An 18,171-nucleotide genomic window follows, 5' to 3' on the forward strand; every position below is an offset into this window, starting at 1 on the left:
GCCATTCGAAACTCTCACCCGGATCCGTCTTGCGCCCCGGCGCTATGTCGCAATGGCCGACGATGCGATCCGCCGTGATGGCGGGATAATGACTCGACAAGGTTCGGCTGAGCCCAACCAATACCTCATACTGTGCGTCCGTGTAGGGCAGTTCGTCGGTCCCTTCCAGTTCGATGCCAATGGAGAAGTCGTTGCACGCCTCCCGCCCCTGCCAGCTCGACACTCCGGCATGCCAGGCTCTGGCGCCAAACGGTACATATTGCACTAGTTCACCATCACGCCGGATCAAACAGTGGGCCGAGACTCGCAGCTGATGGATGTCGGCAAAATAGGGGTGCGCCGCGGGATCCAGCCTGCCCATAAAGAGATCGTCGATGAAGGGGCCGCCAAACTCGCCTGGCGGCAGGCTGATGCCATGCACCACCAGCAGTGAGATGTCGTTCGGGCTGGCCCGCTCGTTGTGGTGAGGAGAAGGCACCCGGCGAGCCTCCCGGCACCAGCCGGCGGCGTCGATGGAAAACATGGGGTCAGGATGGGTCATCGGCTACTCGATACGAGTTGAGGGGAAAAGCGCGATCCGGGCCGGCATCTTGTCACCAAGCCGCTGAATCAGTGAAAAATTGTGTGTTAGGCTGGGTCATCTTTGGCTCGATATGGATGAGGTATGCAGCAAACGGCGCGCTGGTTCTGGCTACTGGCCTGGCTCTCTTTGATGGGCCTGCTGACCCTCTACTTCCACTCCCGCACCCAACCGAGCGTCACCGCCAGCGGCGAACTCCTGCTGAGGGCCGACCAGAGCGGCCACTATCGACTGGAGGGTGCCATCAACGGCCAGCCGGTGCAACTGCTGCTCGATACCGGCGCAACACGCATCACAGTGCCACAACGGGTCGCCGAGCGGCTCGGCCTGACCGCTCACGGCAGCAGCCAGGTGAATACGGCTGCCGGGTTTATCCGGGTCGGCAACGGCACCATCGAAACGCTGGCGATGGGACCATTGACCTTGTACGATCTGGCCATCTTTATCAACCCGGCGGCGGCTGGCGACGAGGTGCTGGTAGGCATGAATGCCCTCGGCCGGCTGGAGCTGGTTCAAAAGGAGCGGCAGTTGCTGCTCAGACCTTTGCAGGAATAAAGGCATGCTACAACAGGACATCCGTCGCGCCGTGCGCGCCGCACTACTCGAAGACTTGGGCGACGCCCTCACCGCGCTGGACCAACCGGATGCCAGCGCCGATATCACGGCCCAGCTGATCCCGGCGGATCGCATCTCGACGGCCCGTGTCATTACCCGCGAAGCCGGTGTCTTCTGCGGCCAACCCTGGGTAGACGAGGTATTCACCCAGCTTGGTGGCGATGTGCAGGTAGAGTGGCTGGTGCAGGATGGTGAAGTGCTCACCCCCAATCAGGAGCTGTTTCGTCTGCACGGCCCGGCTCGCACCCTGCTGACCGGCGAGCGCAATGCGCTGAACTTCGTGCAAACCCTCTCCGGCGTCGCCACCCTCACCGCCCGCTACGTGGCCGAGCTGGCAGGCACAGATTGCCGTCTGCTTGACACCCGCAAGACCCTGCCAGGCCTTCGCAGCGCCCAGAAGTACGCGGTCACCTGCGGCGGCGGCAAGAACCACCGCATCGGCCTCTATGACGCCTATCTCATCAAGGAGAACCATATTCTCGCCTGTGGTGGCATAGCGCAGGCCATTGCCGAGGCTCGCCGGCTCAACCCGGGCAAACCGGTGGAAGTCGAGGTCGAATCGCTGGTAGAACTGGAACAGGCACTGGCAGCCCAGGCAGACATAGTAATGCTGGACAACTTCGACGTGCCCATGATGCGCGAGGCCGTTGCACTCAATCAGGGGCGGGCCAAGCTGGAGGTCTCCGGCAACGTCACGCTGGATACCCTGGCCGAATATGCGGCTACCGGTGTCGACTTCATTTCGGTCGGAGCCCTGACCAAACATGTGCGGGCCCTGGACCTCTCGATGCGTTTTATCTAGCCGAAGGGCGTTCACCATGCCCCGTCGGGCCGGTGACATATAACAAGATGAAGGACTTGCAAAAGGCGCCATGGGCGCCTTTTCTTTAAGGCAGGATCCCTCGGCAAAGGAGTGTGAGATGGACCCATCCCCGCCAGCTAAAAAGAGTCGATAGGGGCTCTTCATCCATGATTTATATCAAATTTTTCGCAAATGACAGAAAGATTGTTAACAAAGACCCCGACCTCTGTTGCCAAGTCGGACAGCTCGGATAAGATACTGACGTGTGGATAGTTTTCCACCGGCACTTCCCAGGAACCAAGGACAAAAAGGATATTTGAAATGAAGAAACAATCAGGCTTTACCCTTATCGAATTGATGATCGTGGTCGCGATCGTCGCCATCCTGGCCGCCATTGCGCTGCCGGCGTATCAGACCTATACCCAAAAAGCGAAGTTTTCTGAGGTTATTGCGGCAACAGGACCGGTAAAAACTGCAGTCGAGGTTTGCTTCCAGAGCACCGCTGACGCTACTAAGTGCCAAGCACAAGGAAGTAATGGGATACCATCTGCTCCCAGTGCAGCTGGTAATGTGGCAAGTGTTGTATTGGCTGCAGGCTCCGGTGGAGCTGAGTTCCAAATAACAGCAACATCTCAGAACCTGTCAACAAACTACACATATATCCTGTCCGGCGACACCGCTACAGGTAATGTCGTCTGGACTGCCAATGCCTCCGGTGCAGCAGGAACCTGTGCTGCTGCAGGTATCTGCTGATAGATGACCTCTAGCCCTAATAGCGGCCTGGCGTTAAGCCTGGCCGCCTCTTCCCTGCTCAGTGAGTCAGACTCACAGCGTTATCTGAGCCAGGCCAAGGCACAGCGCAAGCCCTTTGTGACCTTTCTGATCGAGAACGAGATCCTCGACAGCAAGGCGCTGGCGGACTTCTGCGAGCTGGAGTATGGGGTACCTCTGCTGGATCTTGCCGCCTTCGACCTGGCCGAGATCCCGCAGAAATACCTCAATCAGAAGCTGATTGAGAAGCACCATATGCTGCCCATCTACACTCAGGGGCATACCCTCTATATCGCCATGTCAGACCCGACCAATGTCTCTGCATTGGAGGATTTTGGCTTCAGCTTCGGCTTGCATACCGAGGCATTACTGGTCGAGGAGAACAAGCTGACCGCAGCTATCGGCAAGCTGATGGAGAGCGATCAGGATGCCCTCGGCATGGAGGATATCGACGAATCCGAGATTTCCGAGTTGGAAGTGTCTGACGAGGGGTCACGACTCGACGAGAGCGTCAACACGGCGGACGATGATGCCCCCATCGTCAAATACATCAACAAGATCATGATGGATGCCATCAAGCGCGGTGCATCCGACCTCCACTTCGAGCCCTATGAGACCAAGTACCGTATTCGCTTTCGGATAGACGGGATCCTGCATGAGGTAGCGACGCCGCCGGTCAATCTGGCCAACCGCTTCTCGGCCCGCCTCAAGGTGATGGCGCGTCTGGACATCGCAGAACGGCGGCTGCCCCAGGATGGCCGCATCAAATTGAAAATGTCGCGCAACAAGTCGATGGACATGCGGGTCAACACCCTGCCCACCATGTGGGGCGAGAAGATCGTTATCCGTCTGCTCGACTCTTCCGCTGCGCGCCTCAATATCGAGCAGCTCGGCTTCGACGATCGGCAGAAGGCGCAATATCTGCGTGCGCTCTCGAAGCCTCAGGGCATGATCCTGGTGACCGGTCCGACCGGCTCGGGCAAGACGGTGTCGCTCTACACCGGCCTGAACATTCTCAACACCACAGAGGTGAATATTTCGACCGCCGAAGACCCGGTGGAGATCAACCTGCCGGGGGTCAACCAGGTGCAGGTCAACCCCAAGGCCGGGCTCACCTTCGCCAGTGCCCTGCGCTCCTTCCTGCGTCAGGATCCCGACGTGGTGATGGTCGGTGAAATACGGGATCTGGAAACCGCCGAGATCGCCATCAAGGCGGCGCAAACCGGCCACCTGGTGCTCTCCACATTGCACACCAACTCGGCGGCCGAGACGCTGACCCGGATGATGAACATGGGGGTGCCCGCCTTCAACATCGCCTCCTCGGTTACCCTGATCATGGCTCAGCGGCTGGCCCGCAAGCTGTGTGACCACTGCAAGGCCCCCGAGGTGGTACCGGAAGCTGAACTGCTGGAATTGGGGTTTACCCAACAACAACTGGCCGCAGGCTTGCGGCTGTTCAAACCGGTCGGTTGCAAGGAGTGCTCGGGCGGCTACAAGGGCCGGGTCGGCATCTACGAGATCCTGTTGATGTCAGAAAATATTGCAAAATTGATCATGCAGGGAGCCAACTCCATGCAGATTGCGGCCATTGCCCAGAAGGAGGGCATGCGGACCTTGCGGACCTCCGGTCTTGAGAAGGCCCGACTGGGGGTGACCAGCCTGGCCGAGATCAACCGGGTAACAACCAACTGACAGAGTCTATCGCTCAGCCGATTCATCCAGGTGCCGCCGGCCCTGGCGATTTCCATCAGGCCGAGGCTGCTTCTCTTAGTGACGAGCAAGCCGGGCCCCATTGCAGGACGCAGTGATGGCAACGCTAACCCAGAAACAGAATGCCCCCAAGAAAGTCTTCGCCTTTCGCTGGAGCGGAGTGAACCGCAAGGGCCAGAAGGTCTCCGGCGAGTTACAGGCCGACAGCATCAACACGGTCAAGGCCGAACTGCGCAAGCAGGGCGTCAACGTCACCAAGGTGAGCAAGAAGAGCCAGGGGCTCTTCTCCAAGGGCGGCGCCAAGATCAAGCCGATGGACATTGCCGTCATATCCCGCCAGCTCACCACCATGCTGTCAGCCGGCGTACCTCTGGTCCAGAGCCTGCAGATCATCGCCCGCAGCCACGAGAAGGCGGCCATGCGCGAGCTGATGGGCCAGATAGCCGCCGATGTGGAGACCGGTACCCCCATGTCCGAGGCGCTGCGCCGCCATCCCCGTCACTTCGACGATCTCTATTGCGATCTGGTCGAGGCAGGCGAGCAGTCCGGCGCCCTGGAAACCATCTACGACCGCATCGCCACCTATCGCGAAAAGTCCGAAGCGCTCAAATCCAAGATCAAGAAGGCCATGTTCTACCCCACCATGGTCATCCTGGTGGCCATTGTCGTCACCACTATCCTGCTGCTGTTCGTCATTCCACAGTTTGAGGACATCTTCAAGAGTTTCGGCGCCGAGTTGCCCGCCTTTACCCAGTTCGTCATCGGCATCTCCCGCTTCATGCAGAACTGGTGGTATATGCTCTTTGGCGGGGTTGCACTCGCCATCTTCCTCTACGTGCGAGCCTGGCGCGCCTCGCAGAAAGTCAGAGACAACACCGACAAGTTCATTCTCACCATCCCGGTGGTCGGCATGATATTGCACAAGGCCGCCATGGCCCGCTTCGCCCGCACCCTCTCCACCACCTTTTCCGCCGGTATCCCGCTGGTGGATGCCCTGATCTCCGCCGCAGGCGCCTCCGGCAACTATGTCTATCGCACCGCCGTCATGGCCATTCGCAACGAGGTGGTGGCCGGCATGCAGATCAACGTGGCCATGCGCACCGTGGATCTCTTCCCCGACATGGTGATCCAGATGGTGATGATTGGCGAGGAGTCAGGCGCCATCGATGATATGCTCTCCAAGGTCGCCACCATCTTCGAGCAGGAGGTGGACGATTTGGTCGACGGCCTCACCAGCCTGCTGGAACCTCTCATCATGGTGGTGCTGGGGGTACTGGTCGGCGGCATGGTGGTCGCCATGTACCTGCCCATCTTCAAACTGGGGTCGGTCATCCACTGACCCCCAACCAATCCGGAACCCGATGTTGCTGGTCACTGACGTTTTTCACAGCCTGCCCTGGCTCTATTTTTCGCTGGTTTTCCTCTTCTCTCTGATGATCGGCAGTTTTCTCAACGTGGTGATCCATCGCCTGCCCATCATGCTGGAGCGGGAGTGGCAGGCCGAATACCTCAGCTATTTCAATCCAGAGACACAACCGCAGCAGGAGGAACGCTACAACCTGATGGTGCCACGTTCTGCCTGCCCCCATTGCGGCCACGCCATCACGGCCATGGAGAATATCCCCCTGCTGAGCTGGCTCTGGCTCAAGGGACGTTGCCGTGAATGCCAGGCCCCCATCTCGCCCCGTTATCCGCTGGTGGAGCTGTTGACCGCCCTGCTCTCGCTGGTCGTCGCCGCAACATTTCCACCGGGCTGGGGCTTGCTGGCCGCCCTGCTGCTCACTTGGGTGCTGGTGGCGCTCACTTTCATCGATCTGGACAAGATGCTGCTGCCGGATCAGCTGACCCTGCCACTGCTGTGGGGTGGCCTGCTGTTCAATCTGGCAGGGGGTTTCGTTCCGTTGGCCGATGCGGTGATCGGTGCCATGGCCGGCTATCTGGTGCTCTGGAGCCTCTACTGGGCCTTCAAGCTGCTGACCGGCAAGGAAGGGATGGGCTACGGCGACTTCAAGCTGCTGGCAGCCCTGGGGGCCTGGCTGGGCTGGCAGGCCCTCCCCATCGTGTTGCTGCTCTCCTCTCTGGTCGGCGCCATCATAGGGATCAGTCTCATCCTGCTGCGCAACCATCATCAGGGTAAACCCATCCCCTTCGGGCCCTACCTGGCCATCGCCGGCTGGATCGCGCTGCTGTGGGGCGATACCATCACCCGCTGGTACCTCACGACGTATCTCTGATCAAAGGCAGCACTGACCCATGTATGTAGTCGCAATTACCGGCGGGATTGGCAGCGGCAAGACCACGGTTGCCAATCAGTTTGCCAAGCTGGGCATCGAGGTGGTGGATGCGGACATCATCGCCCGCGAGGTTGTGGAACCCGGCACCCCGGCCCTGGCCGCCATCGCCGCCCATTTTGGCGCAGACGTCATCGCCCCCGATGGCCGGCTCGATCGCCGCCAGCTGCGTGAGCGGGTCTTCACTGACCCGCAGGCCAAGGACTGGCTCAACGCCCTGCTCCATCCCCTCATTCGCAGCGAGATGCAGCGCCAGTGTGCGGCCGCGCGCTCCCCCTATTGCCTGCTGGTGGTGCCCCTGCTGGTGGAAAACCGGCTCACCGCACTGGCCAACCGGGTACTGGTGATCGACGTGGACGAAGCGACCCAGATTGAGCGTACCTGTCGCCGGGACGGCGTGAGCCGGGAGCAGGCTGAAGCCATCCTGGCCGCCCAGGCGAGCCGGACCGAGCGACTGGCGGCAGCCGACGATGTGCTGGACAACCAGAACGGCACGCCCGAAGCAATAAAGAGCCGAATTTTCGCGCTGCACGAGACATATCTGGCATTTGCCTCTCAACAAGCCCGCCAACTGTGAGTACACTAGGCCGGTTTATGGCTGGCCAGGATTAGGCATGATTTACGATTTTCCCCTCAATGAAAAAAGCCGGACCTATCTTCGTCTGGAGTCCCTGTTTTCCCAGATCCGCGACAATCTGGAGAGCGACCAGCCCTGGGCACACATCGCCTTTTTCAAGGGCCTGTTCGACCTGCAGGAGTTGCTGGAGCGCGGTGACCTGCGCGCTGACCTGATTAAAGACCTGGAGCGCCTCAGCCAGCGCCTGAGCCACTGGGCCAGCCTGCCAGACGTCGACCTGGAGCAGATCAACCTGATGCAGCAGGAGAGCACCCAGCTCTCCCGCAATTTGCTGAGTGCACCGCGTCCCGGTGCCCGTCTGAAAGAAGATCGCCTGCTTGGCTCCATTCGCCAGCGCTTCTCCATCCCGGGCGGGCTCTGTGCCTTCGACGTGCCGCAGCTGCACCACTGGCTCGCCACCCCGGCCATCACCCGCCATCAGCAGATGCAGCTGTGGCTGAGCGACATCAACCTGTTGATGAACGCCATCTCCCTGCTGCTGCGCCTGTGGCGTGAATCCGGCAACTTCAGCGAACAGGTGGCCGTCAACGGCTTCTTCCAGGATACCGCCGAGAGTGCCGAGCTGATCCGCATTCGCCTGAGCGGCACCCAGCAGTGCTACCCGACCCTGAGCGGCCACAAGAACCGGTTTGCCCTGCGCTTTTTGCCGACCGCAGAGCAGCAGATCGGTGACGTGCCCTTCCAGCTGGCCTGCTGCTAAGGAGCATCCATGGTGACCAAGGTAAAGTGTCCGACCTGCCAGACCGAGCTGGAGTGGGGCCCGCAGAGCCCGTTTCGCCCGTTCTGCAGCAAGCGCTGCCAGCTGATCGATCTCGGCGAGTGGGCCGACGAGCAGAAGTGCATCCCGGGCGAAGTGGATCCCGAGCTGCTGCCCTACCCCGAAGAGGGGGAGCAGTGGCAGTAAGCCAGCAAGCAAAAAGGGCCGACACGGCCCTTTTTATTTTGATATGCACTGCGGCTCATATCAGCCCTGTGCGGCCAGCGATGCCTGCAGGCGCGTCACGATCGGGCCATTGGCGTCGGGGAAGTGGTACTCGTGCAGCGAGGCCAGCGGCACCCAGCGACACTCCTGCCCCTCTTTGCCAAACGGCTCGCCGCTGAAGCGGGTCACCTTCCAGATATCCAGCAGTACCTGCTTGTCCGGGTAGTCGTGATGCAGCTCCATGAAGGGAGCGCAATCCTGCACCCGGATCCCGATCTCTTCCCACAGCTCCCTGTCCAGCGCGGTGAGCAGATCCTCTCCGGCTTCCACCTTGCCGCCGGGGAATTCCCAGCGATCCCCCTGATGACGATCGGCGGAGCGTCTGGCGATGAAGATGTCGCCCCGTTCGTTCTCGATGACGCCGACCGCCACCCAGATCCGTTTCTTCTGTTCCATCATTGTCCTCAGCGTAAACATGGCAAACGGGCAATCCAGGGTGCCAGCCGGCGGGCCTGTGTTTCCCCTTGTGCCGTAAAGATATCCTGCCCCACATGCTCGCTCCCGTTCGGGGCGGGCTGCGGCCAGGGGGTGGCGCCAGACGGCGTGAAGCAGCGGTCATGCACCAGACAGCTCGACGAGAGATAACCCCAGAGCCGGTCGCGCAAAAACCACTGGTCGATATTCGGCGTCTCCATGACGTCCGGCTGATAGGCTTCGAGCAGGGGCGCCAGTGGCGGCAGCACACCGGCCGGCGGCAGCACACCGGCCACCCCACCCCACATACCCGCCAGCACCAGATCGGTATGACTCCACCAGTCGCGCATGATATGAAACCAGCGCGTCGATGCAAGCCACTCCTGTACCGCCAGCTGCTCGCGCACACCCGGTACCGAATCCACATCCCGCACCAGAAAACGTCCCACCCGTGGATCATTGGCCACCTGGAAGCGCCAGCAGAGGCGCTGACGCAAAGATTGACCGGCGGGTTGCAACAACAGCTCGGCCCCCAGTTCGCGCAGCGCAGCGAGCAGCTCGGCAGGCACGCTTTCATCCACGTAGAAACGCACCCGCCAGCCTGGATAGAGATAGGCGGCCGCCAGCACATTGTCGATGGCGCCCCGCAGGTAGCGAGGGGCACGGCCCCACAATGAGAAGGCGATGACATCCGGCTTGTCTGCCGCCAGCCAGGCCGACGTTGCGACTGCCGGCAAAGTCCAGTCTGACGGCGCCTTGTCGCTCACCCGAGCCTTTAGCTCCAGCGAGCGGGTTCCCGCTACGGCAGCCTCGGCGTGGCGCTCCAGCTTGGCCAGCGAGGCGCAGAGGGCATCCAGCGCATGGAAGTCGTCGGGGAGGCGCTGCAACAGGGTCTGCAGCCGCGCCACCGCCTGTTCGTATTGACCGGACCGTGACAGACAAGAGCAGAGGTTGCGCAGCACCTCGTCGTTGCCTGGTTCGACCTTGTGAGCCATCTCCAGTACCTGGGCCGCCGACGCCGGGTCACCGCACAAAAAGAGGTAATAGGCAAACTGCAGCTGCAGAGCCACCGGCTTGACCGCGCTGGCATTGAGCCTCGCCAGCAGTTGCTGGATGGCAACCTGACGCTGGCCGGCCAGCCAGCTGGTGTGGGCCGCGGCATCCCAGCCCGACGGCATCTTGCTCATGGCGCTTCTCCTCGTTTGCCAGAAATGAATGCACCGCCCGGAGGCGGTGCATCATGGTCATGGCGCTATCAGGTCAACTGACCGTGGCAGTGCTTGTATTTCTTGCCGGAGCCGCAGGGGCAGGGATCGTTGCGCCCCACCTTCTGCTCGTCCCGCACGAAGGTGACCGGGCCCGCTTCTGCCTGCTCTTCATCGGCCAGCTGGTTGTCGGCCGTCGCGTGGGTGTAGGTACGGGGAGCGGCTTCGGCCTGCTGGCGCTGCTGCTCTTCCATTGCCTCCACGTCGCGCTCCTGCACCTGTACCCGGCTCAGGATGCTGACCACGTCGCGCTTGAGGGTCTCCAACATCTGGGTGAACAGATCGAAGGATTCGCGCTTGTACTCCTGCTTGGGGTTCTTCTGGGCGTAACCGCGCAGATGGATACCCTGACGCAGGTGATCCATGGCCGCCAGGTGCTCTTTCCACAGGCCGTCCAGGGTCTGCAACATGACAGCCTTCTCGAAGTTGCGCAGCACCTCTTTACCAACCAGCTCTTCCTTGTGGGCATAGAGCTTGGTGGCTTCATCCAGGATGCGCTCGCGCAGCTTCTCTTCATACAGCTTGTCATCTTCCGCCAGCCACTGCTGCAGCGGCAGATCCAGCGCGAAGTCGGACTTCAGGCGGGCTTCCAGACCCGGCACGTCCCACATCTCTTCCAGAGACTGGGGCGGGATGTACTCGTCGATGATGGCGCCATAGACGTCGTCACGGATGACGTGGATGGTCTCGGAGATGTCGCTGGTGTCCAGCAGCTCGTTGCGCTGCTCGTAGACCACCTTGCGCTGGTCGTTGGCCACGTCGTCAAACTCCAGCAGGCTCTTGCGGATGTCGAAGTTGCGACCTTCCACCTTGCGCTGGGCGTTCTCGATGGCCTTGGTCACCCAGGGGTGCTCGATGGCTTCGCCCTCTTCCATGCCCAGCTTCTTCATCATGCCGGTCACGCGATCGGAGGCGAAGATACGCATCAGGGTATCTTCCATGGAGAGGTAGAAGCGGGAGGAACCCGGGTCACCCTGACGACCGGAACGGCCGCGCAGCTGGTTGTCGATACGACGGGACTCGTGACGCTCGGTACCGATAATGTGCAGACCACCGGCGGCCAGCACCGCATCGTGACGCACCTGCCAGGCGGCCTTCAGCTCGGCAATCTGCTCTTCGCTCGGGTTCTCCAGCTGGGCGATTTCCGCTTGCCAGTTGCCACCCAGCACTATGTCGGTACCACGACCGGCCATGTTGGTGGCGATGGTGACGGCACCGGTCTGGCCGGCCTGGGCGACGATCTCCGCTTCCATGGCGTGGAACTTGGCGTTCAGCACCTTGTGCGGGATCTTCTCCTTGGTCAGGATGCCGGAGAGCAGCTCGGAGTTCTCGATGGAGACGGTACCGACCAGCACCGGCTGGCCACGTTCGACGCAGCCGCGAATGTCTTCGATGATGGCGGCATACTTCTCATTGGCGGTCAGGTAGACCAGATCGCCCATGTCCTTGCGCACCATCGGCTTGTTGGTCGGGATAACCACGGTATCCAGGCCATAAATCTGCTGGAATTCAAAGGCTTCGGTATCGGCAGTACCCGTCATGCCCGCCAGCTTGTCGTACAGACGGAAGTAGTTCTGGAAGGTGATGGAGGCCAGTGTCTGGTTCTCGTTCTGGATCTTGACCCCTTCCTTCGCCTCGACCGCCTGGTGCAGACCGTCGGACCAGCGACGACCCGGCATGGTACGGCCGGTGTGCTCGTCGACGATGACGATCTCGTCCTTCTGGACTATGTAGTCCACGTTGCGCTCAAACAGGGTGTGGGCACGCAGGCCGGCGTTGACGTGGTGCAGCAGGCTGATGTTGGTGGCGGAGAACAGGGAGTCGTCTTCGGCCAGCAGCCCCTCTTTCTTGAGCAGCTCTTCGACGAAGATCTGGCCGTTTTCGGTCAGCAGCGCCTGGCGGTTCTTCTCGTCCACCGTGTAGTGGCCGTCGCCGGTGTACTCTTCGGAATCTTCCTTGTCCTGCTTGACCAGCAGCGGGATCAGTTTGTTGACGCGGATGTAGAGCTCGGAGCTGTCTTCGGCCGGGCCTGAGATGATGAGCGGGGTCCGGGCTTCATCGATGAGCACCGAGTCCACCTCATCCACCAGCGCGTAGTTGAGCGGACGCTGCACGCGCTGCTCGGGCGAGAACGCCATGTTGTCGCGCAGGTAGTCGAAACCGAATTCGTTGTTGGTACCGTAGGTGATGTCGGCGGCGTAGGCGTCACGCTTCTGGGACGCATCCATGCCGGGCACGTTGCAGTCGACGGTCATGCCGAGGAAGGCGAACAGCGGGCGGTTCGCCTCGGCGTCACGCTTGGCCAGATAGTCGTTCACCGTCACCACGTGCACGCCGCGACCGCTCAGGGCATTCAGGTAGGCCGGCAGGGTGGCGGTGAGGGTCTTACCTTCACCCGTCTTCATCTCGGCGATGCGGTTGGAGTTCAGCACCATGCCGCCGATCAGCTGCACGTCGAAATGACGCATGCCGAACACCCGACGGGAGGCTTCACGCACGGTGGCAAAGGCCTCCGGCAGCAGCTGCTCCAGCGTCTCACCCTGCTCCAGACGCTGACGATATTCGGCCGTCTTGGCCTGCAGCTGTGCATCGGACAGAGCTTCGAACTGCGGCTCCATCGCGTTGATCTGTTTTACAATTTTACGCAAAGCCTTGAGCGTTCTGTCGTTCCGGCTGCCGATAATCTTGGTAAGCAGTGTGCTAATCATGGGTACCAACTATTTCTGGTTATATAAGCGTTCCGTCACTGGAACCTGGAGAAAAAAACCTAACCCCGTCTGGCATTGAGAAAACGCGCGGGGTCCACCTGACGACCATCTTTCAACACTTCGTAATGCAAATGGACCCCGGTCGCGCGACCGGTGCGTCCCATCAAGGCAATTTTCTGGCCCTCATCGACCAGGGTGCCCACTTCGACCAGCAACTTGGAGTTGTGGGCATAGCGGGTCACCAGACCATTGCCGTGGTTGATCTCCACCATGTTGCCAAATTCCGGATGACGGCCCGCCCAGCTTACAACGCCCGGGCCCGTTGCCAGGATGGGGGTGCCGGGCTTGCCACGGAAATCCACCCCTTTGTGCATCTTGGCACGACCATTGAACGGATCGACCCGGCCACCGAAGCCAGAGGAGACCCAAACTCGCTCCTGCTTGACCGGTGTCCCGGAGATGAAACCGGCATCGGTTATATGGTGATTCATGATGAAAGATTCAAGTACCGACAGCTGCTCTTCACGACTGCTGAGCTGTTGGCTGAGATGCTTCATGGAGTCCTGCAGCTCGTTGAGGCTGACTTCCAGATCCGCATCATAGGAGGGGCCACCCATGGGGGGCAGCTCCTTGAAATTGAACTCCTCGGGGTCGAGGTCGGCTTTTTCGGTCAGCCGCTCCCCGAGTGCATTGAGTCGACCCAGCTGCCCCTGCATGGTGCCCACCTGGGCAGCCAGCATGGCAAGCTGTTCGCGGGCTTCGTCAGCCCCTTGCGTGGATTTTTGCTGTTCGGCCATGGCCAGCGCCATTTCCAGCGCGTCCATCTTTTGCTGCCAGCTCTGCCAGAGCCAGCCGCCCCCCAGGGCCAATACAGTGAAGAGGATACCGCCGACCCAGGCCAGACGTTGTTTGGGCAAGTGCAACCTGCGTCGCTGCTTACCGTGGAGGATCAGGGTAATGCTCATAGAAATCAGTCTGCTCGGTCAGGTGTGGCCATGGGCCGAAACGGAAAATAAAACCGGGAGATAATCGGTATTACAGAATGGAGTAAACAAATGACGGAACGTCGGTGCGGAGAGAGGACCGACGTTCCGTTGCACGGCTATCAGGCCAGAACCAGACCGTTATCGTAGTAAGCGATAGGCGCTTTGTCGCCCTCACCCTCGAAGGTCACCAGTTCCCAGGCCTCCTGCTTGGCCAGCAAGGCACGCAGCAGTTTGTTGTTCAGGGCATGGCCGGTCTTGTAGGCACGGAATTCGCCAATGATGCTGCGATTGCACATGTACAGATCGCCAATCGCATCCAGCATCTTGTGTTTGACGAATTCGTCTTCGTAGCGCAGGCCATCTTCGTTCAACACCCGGTAGTCATCCAGCACCACGGCGTTTTCCAGGCTGCCGCCCAGCGCCAGGTTCTGGGAACGCAGGTACTCGATGTCACGCATGAAGCCAAAGGTACGGGCACGGCTGATCTCTTTCACGAAAGAAGCACCGGAGAAGTCCAGCACGCAACGCTGATTGCGTCCTTCAAATACCGGATGCTGGAAGTCGATCTCGAGATCCATCTTGAAGCCGTTGCGATAGGGGTGGAATTCCGCCCACTTGTCGCCGTCTTCAACCCGGATGCTCTGCTTGATCCGCACAAACTGCTTGGGGGCATTCTGTTCACGGATACCGACTTCTTGCAGCAGGTAGATAAAGGGGTGCGCACTGCCGTCCATCACCGGGATCTCGGGCGCATCAACCTCGACATAGAGGTTGTCGATGCCCATCCCGGCCAGTGCGGCAGAGAGATGTTCAATGGTAGAGACACGGACACCGGCTTCGTTCACCAGAGCGGTACAAAGCACGGTATCACGCACCTGATCGGCATTGGCTGGCAGCTCTACCACAGGATTCAGATCGGTACGCAAGTAAACGATCCCTGTGTTAACAGGCGCCGGACGGAACGTCATTGTGACTTTCCGGCCCGAATGCAGGCCGACACCAGTGGCCTGGACACTCGTTTTCAAGGTTCTTTGTCTAATCATGGGCGTATCCGCTTAACAGCTCAAATTCCTGACCAGATGGTCGTGGGCAGGCCATCTTAGCACATTCCTTAAGCAACAAACAAACCAGCGTCATTAGAGGCTTAGTCTGCTTGCTTGCGCAGGAACGCAGGAATATCGAGATAATCCGGTTCGCGACGAGCTTGCGGCTCGGCGTTCACCACCTTGGCCGGCGCCTCTTCCATCACGCGAGACTGCAGCGCTTCGCTGATCAGGGGCTGACGAGCCGGACGTTCCTGGACCATGTTGTTCTTCACCAGGGTGATGTCGGGCTTGCGCTCGGCACCGATACCGGTGGCAACCACGGTCACGCGCAGTTCATCGTGCATTTCCGGGTCGATTACGGTACCCACCACCACGGTGGCGTTCTCGGAGGCGAAGGCCTTGACCGCGTTACCCACGGTTTCGAACTCTTCGATGGTCATGTCCATGCCGGCAGTGATGTTGACCAGGATGCCGCGGGCACCGGCCAGATCCACGTCTTCCAGCAGCGGGCTGGAGATGGCCTTCTCGGCCGCTTCTTCGGCACGGTCATCACCGGAGGCGGAACCGGTACCCATCATGGCGGTACCCATCTCGCGCATCACGGTACGCACGTCCGCGAAGTCAACGTTGATCAGACCCGGACGGGTGATCAGCTCGGCAATGCCCTGTACCGCACCCAGCAGCACATCGTTGGCCGCCTTGAAGGCGTCCAGCAGGGAGATGCCACGACCCAGCACCTTCAGCAACTTGTCGTTGGGGATGGTGATCAGGGAGTCGACGTTCTTGGACAGCTCTTCGATACCGTGAGCGGCAAAGCCCATCCGTTTTTTCCCTTCGAAGGAGAACGGCTTGGTTACGACAGCAACTGTCAGGATACCCATCTCGCGGGCCACTTCGGCCACGATCGGGGCAGCACCGGTACCGGTACCACCGCCCATGCCGGCGGCGATGAACACCATGTCGGAGCCGGTCAGCAGCTCGCGCAGCGCTTCCCGATCTTCCATGGCCGCGTCACGACCCACTTCCGGGTTGGCCCCGGCACCCAGACCCTTGGTGATGCCACCGCCGATCTGCAGAGTTGTGTTGGCACTGGAGTTGCGCAGCGCCTGGGCGTCGGTGTTGACGGTAATGAACTCGACACCTTCGATGTTTTGACGAACCATGTGTTCGACCGCGTTGCCGCCGCCGCCACCCACACCAATCACTTTGATGACGGCTTCGTCAGTGTGGCTATCCATAAATTCAAACATGTTGTCTCTCCGCTTTATTTGCCTGACTCAGCAAAATCTTTTAGAACTCGCCACGCAACCAGTTGCTGACCCGTTTGACCAGCCCACCTACGCTTGCCTTGGCGGCATATTCCTTGCTACTGCCGGTGGATTGATGGGTGCGGCCATACTGCAGCAACCCGACCGCAGTCGAGTACACAGGCGCCTGCACGTAATCACTCAATCCCCGGATATTCATGGGCTCCCCTACCCGGACCTGGCTCTGGAAGATCTGCTCTGCGCACTCCACAATGCCTTCGATCTGGGCAGCGCCGCCGGTCAAGACCACACCGGCTGCAAGCTGATGCTTGACCCCCTGCGCTTTCAATTCGCTTTGTACCCGCACCAGCTCATCATTCACCATGGAGAGCAACTCGGTGTAACGGGGCTCGATCACTTCGGCCAGTGTCTGCCGTTGCAGGCTGCGCGCCGGACGACCGCCGACACTGGGTACTTCAATATTGTCTTCCTTGCTGACCAGCCGGCCCAGGGCGCAGCCGTAGCGCACCTTGATCGCCTCCGCATCCAGCGGCGGAGTGCCGAAGGCGTAGGCGATGTCGCTGGTCACCGTGCTGCCGGCGTACGGGATCACCTTGGTGTGACGCAGGGCGCCGCCGGTAAACAGCGACATGTCCATGGTGCCACCACCGATGTCCACCACGCAGACACCCAGCTCTTTCTCGTCTTCGGTCAGCACGGCGTAGCTGGACGCCAAGGCGGAGAAGATCAGCTGATCCACCCGCAGACCCACCTTCTCAACGCACTTCTCGATGTTGCGAGCCATGTCGTTGTGGCAGGTGATCAGGTGCACCTTGGCGGCCATCCGCACGCCGGACAGACCGACCGGGTTCTTGATCCCTTCCTGGTAGTCGATGGCGAACTCCTGAGGCAGCACGTGCAGCACCCGCAGTTCATCGGACAACCGCACCGACTTGGCGGTGTGGATGACGTTGTCCACATCTTCCTGGGTCACCTCTTCATCGGAGATGGGTACCATGCCGGTTTCGTTGCGGCAGTCGATGTGCTTGCCGGAAAGCCCCAGATAGACGGAGCTGATCTGGCAGTCGGCCATCATCTCGGCCTCTTCCACCGCACGGCGCAGGGACTTGACCACGGAATCGAGATCGTTGACCCCGCCCTTGTCCATGCCACGAGAGGCGTGACTGCCCATGCCGATGACATTGAGCTCACCGTCTGGCAGCACTTCGCCAACCAGAACCGCCACCTTGGTTGTGCCGATATCCAGTCCGACAATCAGATTTCTATCTGCGGTTTTGGTCATTCACTTTCTCTTCGTTCTTCTTCCAGCCAACTGCCATCCCGGTGTCGTATCGAAGATCCACGTAAGCAACCCGCTCACGGGGTTCGATGACCGGAAAGGCATCGATAAACCGCTGCAGTCGAAGCGCGATATCCGAGCGCCCCAAAAACAGCTGAATGTTGCCATCCAGGGTCAGTTCCCAGGCATGGCGAGGGGTCAGATTCACCCCCAGCAGCTTGTATCCTCTGGCCGCCAGCTGCGCCTCGTACTGACGGCTGGCCTCCAGCACCTTGACGGCCTGATCTTCCGGCCCGGACAGCTGCATCAGGGGGGTCTTCACCCTGTCCGGCGCACTGAACACCTCACCCTTGGTGTTGACGAAGCGGTTGCCGTTCCAGCGTGCCGCTACCGCCTGTTCGGTGAGGTAGACCTTGATCTTGTTGGGCCACTTCTTGCGTACCGAGACCTGGGCCACCCAAGGCAAGGCGTTCAACCGCGCCTGCAATTCGTTCACGTCCAACTCGAAGAAGTTGCGCAGTTCGGCGCCATCCAGCACGGCGCTGCGCAGTTCATCGGTTTGCAAATACTGGTGTTGCCCCTGCAGCAACAGCTCGCTCATGGGCAACCGATTGGCATCCGTCAGCCAATCTTTAACATCCAGCGCGGTCTGGTAGAGGCCCCACATGACCAGGAGGAAAAATCCCACCCCGGCGATGAAGCCTCCCTTGGTGCGCCCTTGTGCCCTTGCCTCCACCCGATCGATCCCCGTTTAACGCGCCATGCCGGCCCTTTGCAGGCCGGTTCGCCATTATATAGGCCCCGGCTTGGCGGTCAA

At 60.4% G+C, this 18,171-nt stretch carries 18 protein-coding genes; 9 read left to right on the top strand and 9 right to left on the bottom strand.

Going from position 1 to position 18,171, the window contains the following annotated elements; all coding sequences use genetic code 11:
- Positions 1-541 (bottom strand): 1,6-anhydro-N-acetylmuramyl-L-alanine amidase AmpD (gene ampD / locus CAK78_RS13615; RefSeq protein ID WP_094697627.1); only part of this gene is annotated, 541 nt, incomplete at its 3' end.
- 123 nt (positions 542-664) lie between these two features.
- Between ampD and CAK78_RS13620 the strand changes: the two genes are divergently transcribed.
- The 9 genes from CAK78_RS13620 (at position 665) to yacG (ending at position 8,310) form a co-directional block, all read left to right on the top strand.
- Positions 665-1,135 carry a retropepsin-like aspartic protease family protein gene (locus CAK78_RS13620; protein WP_010635963.1) on the top strand — a complete coding sequence of 157 codons (471 nt, stop codon included), beginning with the start codon at positions 665-667 and terminating at the stop codon, positions 1,133-1,135.
- Between the two features lie 4 nt (positions 1,136-1,139).
- Positions 1,140-1,997 (top strand): carboxylating nicotinate-nucleotide diphosphorylase, encoded by an 858-nt coding sequence (gene nadC / locus CAK78_RS13625; RefSeq protein WP_094697628.1) that lies wholly within the window; start codon positions 1,140-1,142, stop codon positions 1,995-1,997.
- A gap of 321 nt (positions 1,998-2,318) precedes the next feature.
- The gene (gene tapA, locus CAK78_RS13635; protein WP_094697629.1) at positions 2,319-2,750 is read left to right on the top strand and encodes a type IVa pilus major pilin TapA; all 432 of its coding nucleotides are present in this window, start codon (positions 2,319-2,321) and stop codon (positions 2,748-2,750) included.
- Positions 2,751-2,753: 3 nt separating this feature from the next.
- Positions 2,754-4,460, top strand: coding sequence for a PilB family type IVa pilus assembly ATPase TapB (gene tapB, locus CAK78_RS13640; RefSeq protein WP_094697630.1), 1,707 nt, complete (start codon positions 2,754-2,756; stop codon positions 4,458-4,460).
- A 115-nt stretch (positions 4,461-4,575) separates the two neighbouring features.
- Entirely contained in the window at positions 4,576-5,817 is a 1,242-nt protein-coding gene (locus CAK78_RS13645; protein WP_094697631.1) for a type II secretion system F family protein, read from the top strand.
- A gap of 22 nt (positions 5,818-5,839) precedes the next feature.
- The gene (locus CAK78_RS13650) at positions 5,840-6,712 is read left to right on the top strand and encodes a prepilin peptidase (RefSeq protein ID WP_094697632.1); all 873 of its coding nucleotides are present in this window, start codon (positions 5,840-5,842) and stop codon (positions 6,710-6,712) included.
- 19 nt (positions 6,713-6,731) lie between these two features.
- Positions 6,732-7,346, top strand: coding sequence for a dephospho-CoA kinase (coaE, locus tag CAK78_RS13655; RefSeq protein WP_094697633.1), 615 nt, complete (start codon positions 6,732-6,734; stop codon positions 7,344-7,346).
- A 37-nt stretch (positions 7,347-7,383) separates the two neighbouring features.
- Entirely contained in the window at positions 7,384-8,106 is a 723-nt protein-coding gene (zapD, locus tag CAK78_RS13660) for a cell division protein ZapD (protein ID WP_026141277.1), read from the top strand.
- 9 nt (positions 8,107-8,115) lie between these two features.
- Positions 8,116-8,310: a DNA gyrase inhibitor YacG gene (gene yacG, locus CAK78_RS13665; protein WP_017782442.1), complete on the top strand. Its 195-nt coding sequence runs from the start codon at positions 8,116-8,118 to the stop codon at positions 8,308-8,310.
- Between the two features lie 60 nt (positions 8,311-8,370).
- Here yacG and mutT read toward each other — a convergent pair whose 3' ends face one another.
- The 8 genes from mutT to CAK78_RS13705 form a co-directional block, all read right to left on the bottom strand.
- Entirely contained in the window at positions 8,371-8,784 is a 414-nt protein-coding gene (gene mutT / locus CAK78_RS13670; protein ID WP_005305665.1) for an 8-oxo-dGTP diphosphatase MutT, read from the bottom strand.
- A gap of 8 nt (positions 8,785-8,792) precedes the next feature.
- A complete protein-coding gene (locus tag CAK78_RS13675; RefSeq protein WP_094697634.1) occupies positions 8,793-9,989 on the bottom strand; it encodes a tetratricopeptide repeat protein in 1,197 nt (398 codons plus the stop codon).
- Positions 9,990-10,057: 68 nt separating this feature from the next.
- On the bottom strand, positions 10,058-12,775 hold the full coding sequence (secA, locus tag CAK78_RS13680; protein WP_010635954.1) for a preprotein translocase subunit SecA: 2,718 nt from the start codon (positions 12,773-12,775) through the stop codon (positions 10,058-10,060).
- Positions 12,776-12,834: 59 nt separating this feature from the next.
- A complete protein-coding gene (locus CAK78_RS13685) occupies positions 12,835-13,740 on the bottom strand; it encodes a M23 family metallopeptidase (RefSeq protein ID WP_094697635.1) in 906 nt (301 codons plus the stop codon).
- 140 nt (positions 13,741-13,880) lie between these two features.
- Positions 13,881-14,804 carry a UDP-3-O-acyl-N-acetylglucosamine deacetylase gene (gene lpxC, locus CAK78_RS13690; protein ID WP_011707578.1) on the bottom strand — a complete coding sequence of 308 codons (924 nt, stop codon included), beginning with the start codon at positions 14,802-14,804 and terminating at the stop codon, positions 13,881-13,883.
- A gap of 101 nt (positions 14,805-14,905) precedes the next feature.
- Positions 14,906-16,057, bottom strand: coding sequence for a cell division protein FtsZ (gene ftsZ / locus CAK78_RS13695; RefSeq protein ID WP_005305686.1), 1,152 nt, complete (start codon positions 16,055-16,057; stop codon positions 14,906-14,908).
- Between the two features lie 40 nt (positions 16,058-16,097).
- Positions 16,098-17,357, bottom strand: a complete 1,260-nt coding sequence (gene ftsA, locus CAK78_RS13700) for a cell division protein FtsA (RefSeq protein WP_005305690.1) — start codon at positions 17,355-17,357, stop codon at positions 16,098-16,100.
- Positions 17,338-18,090 carry a cell division protein FtsQ/DivIB gene (locus CAK78_RS13705; RefSeq protein WP_005305694.1) on the bottom strand — a complete coding sequence of 251 codons (753 nt, stop codon included), beginning with the start codon at positions 18,088-18,090 and terminating at the stop codon, positions 17,338-17,340. The genes ftsA and CAK78_RS13705 overlap by 20 nt, the downstream gene beginning before the upstream one ends.
- Positions 18,091-18,171: the final 81 nt, after the last annotated feature.

Source organism: Aeromonas sp. A35_P (assembly GCF_002259925.1).
Taxonomy (GTDB): domain Bacteria; phylum Pseudomonadota; class Gammaproteobacteria; order Enterobacterales; family Aeromonadaceae; genus Aeromonas; species Aeromonas dhakensis.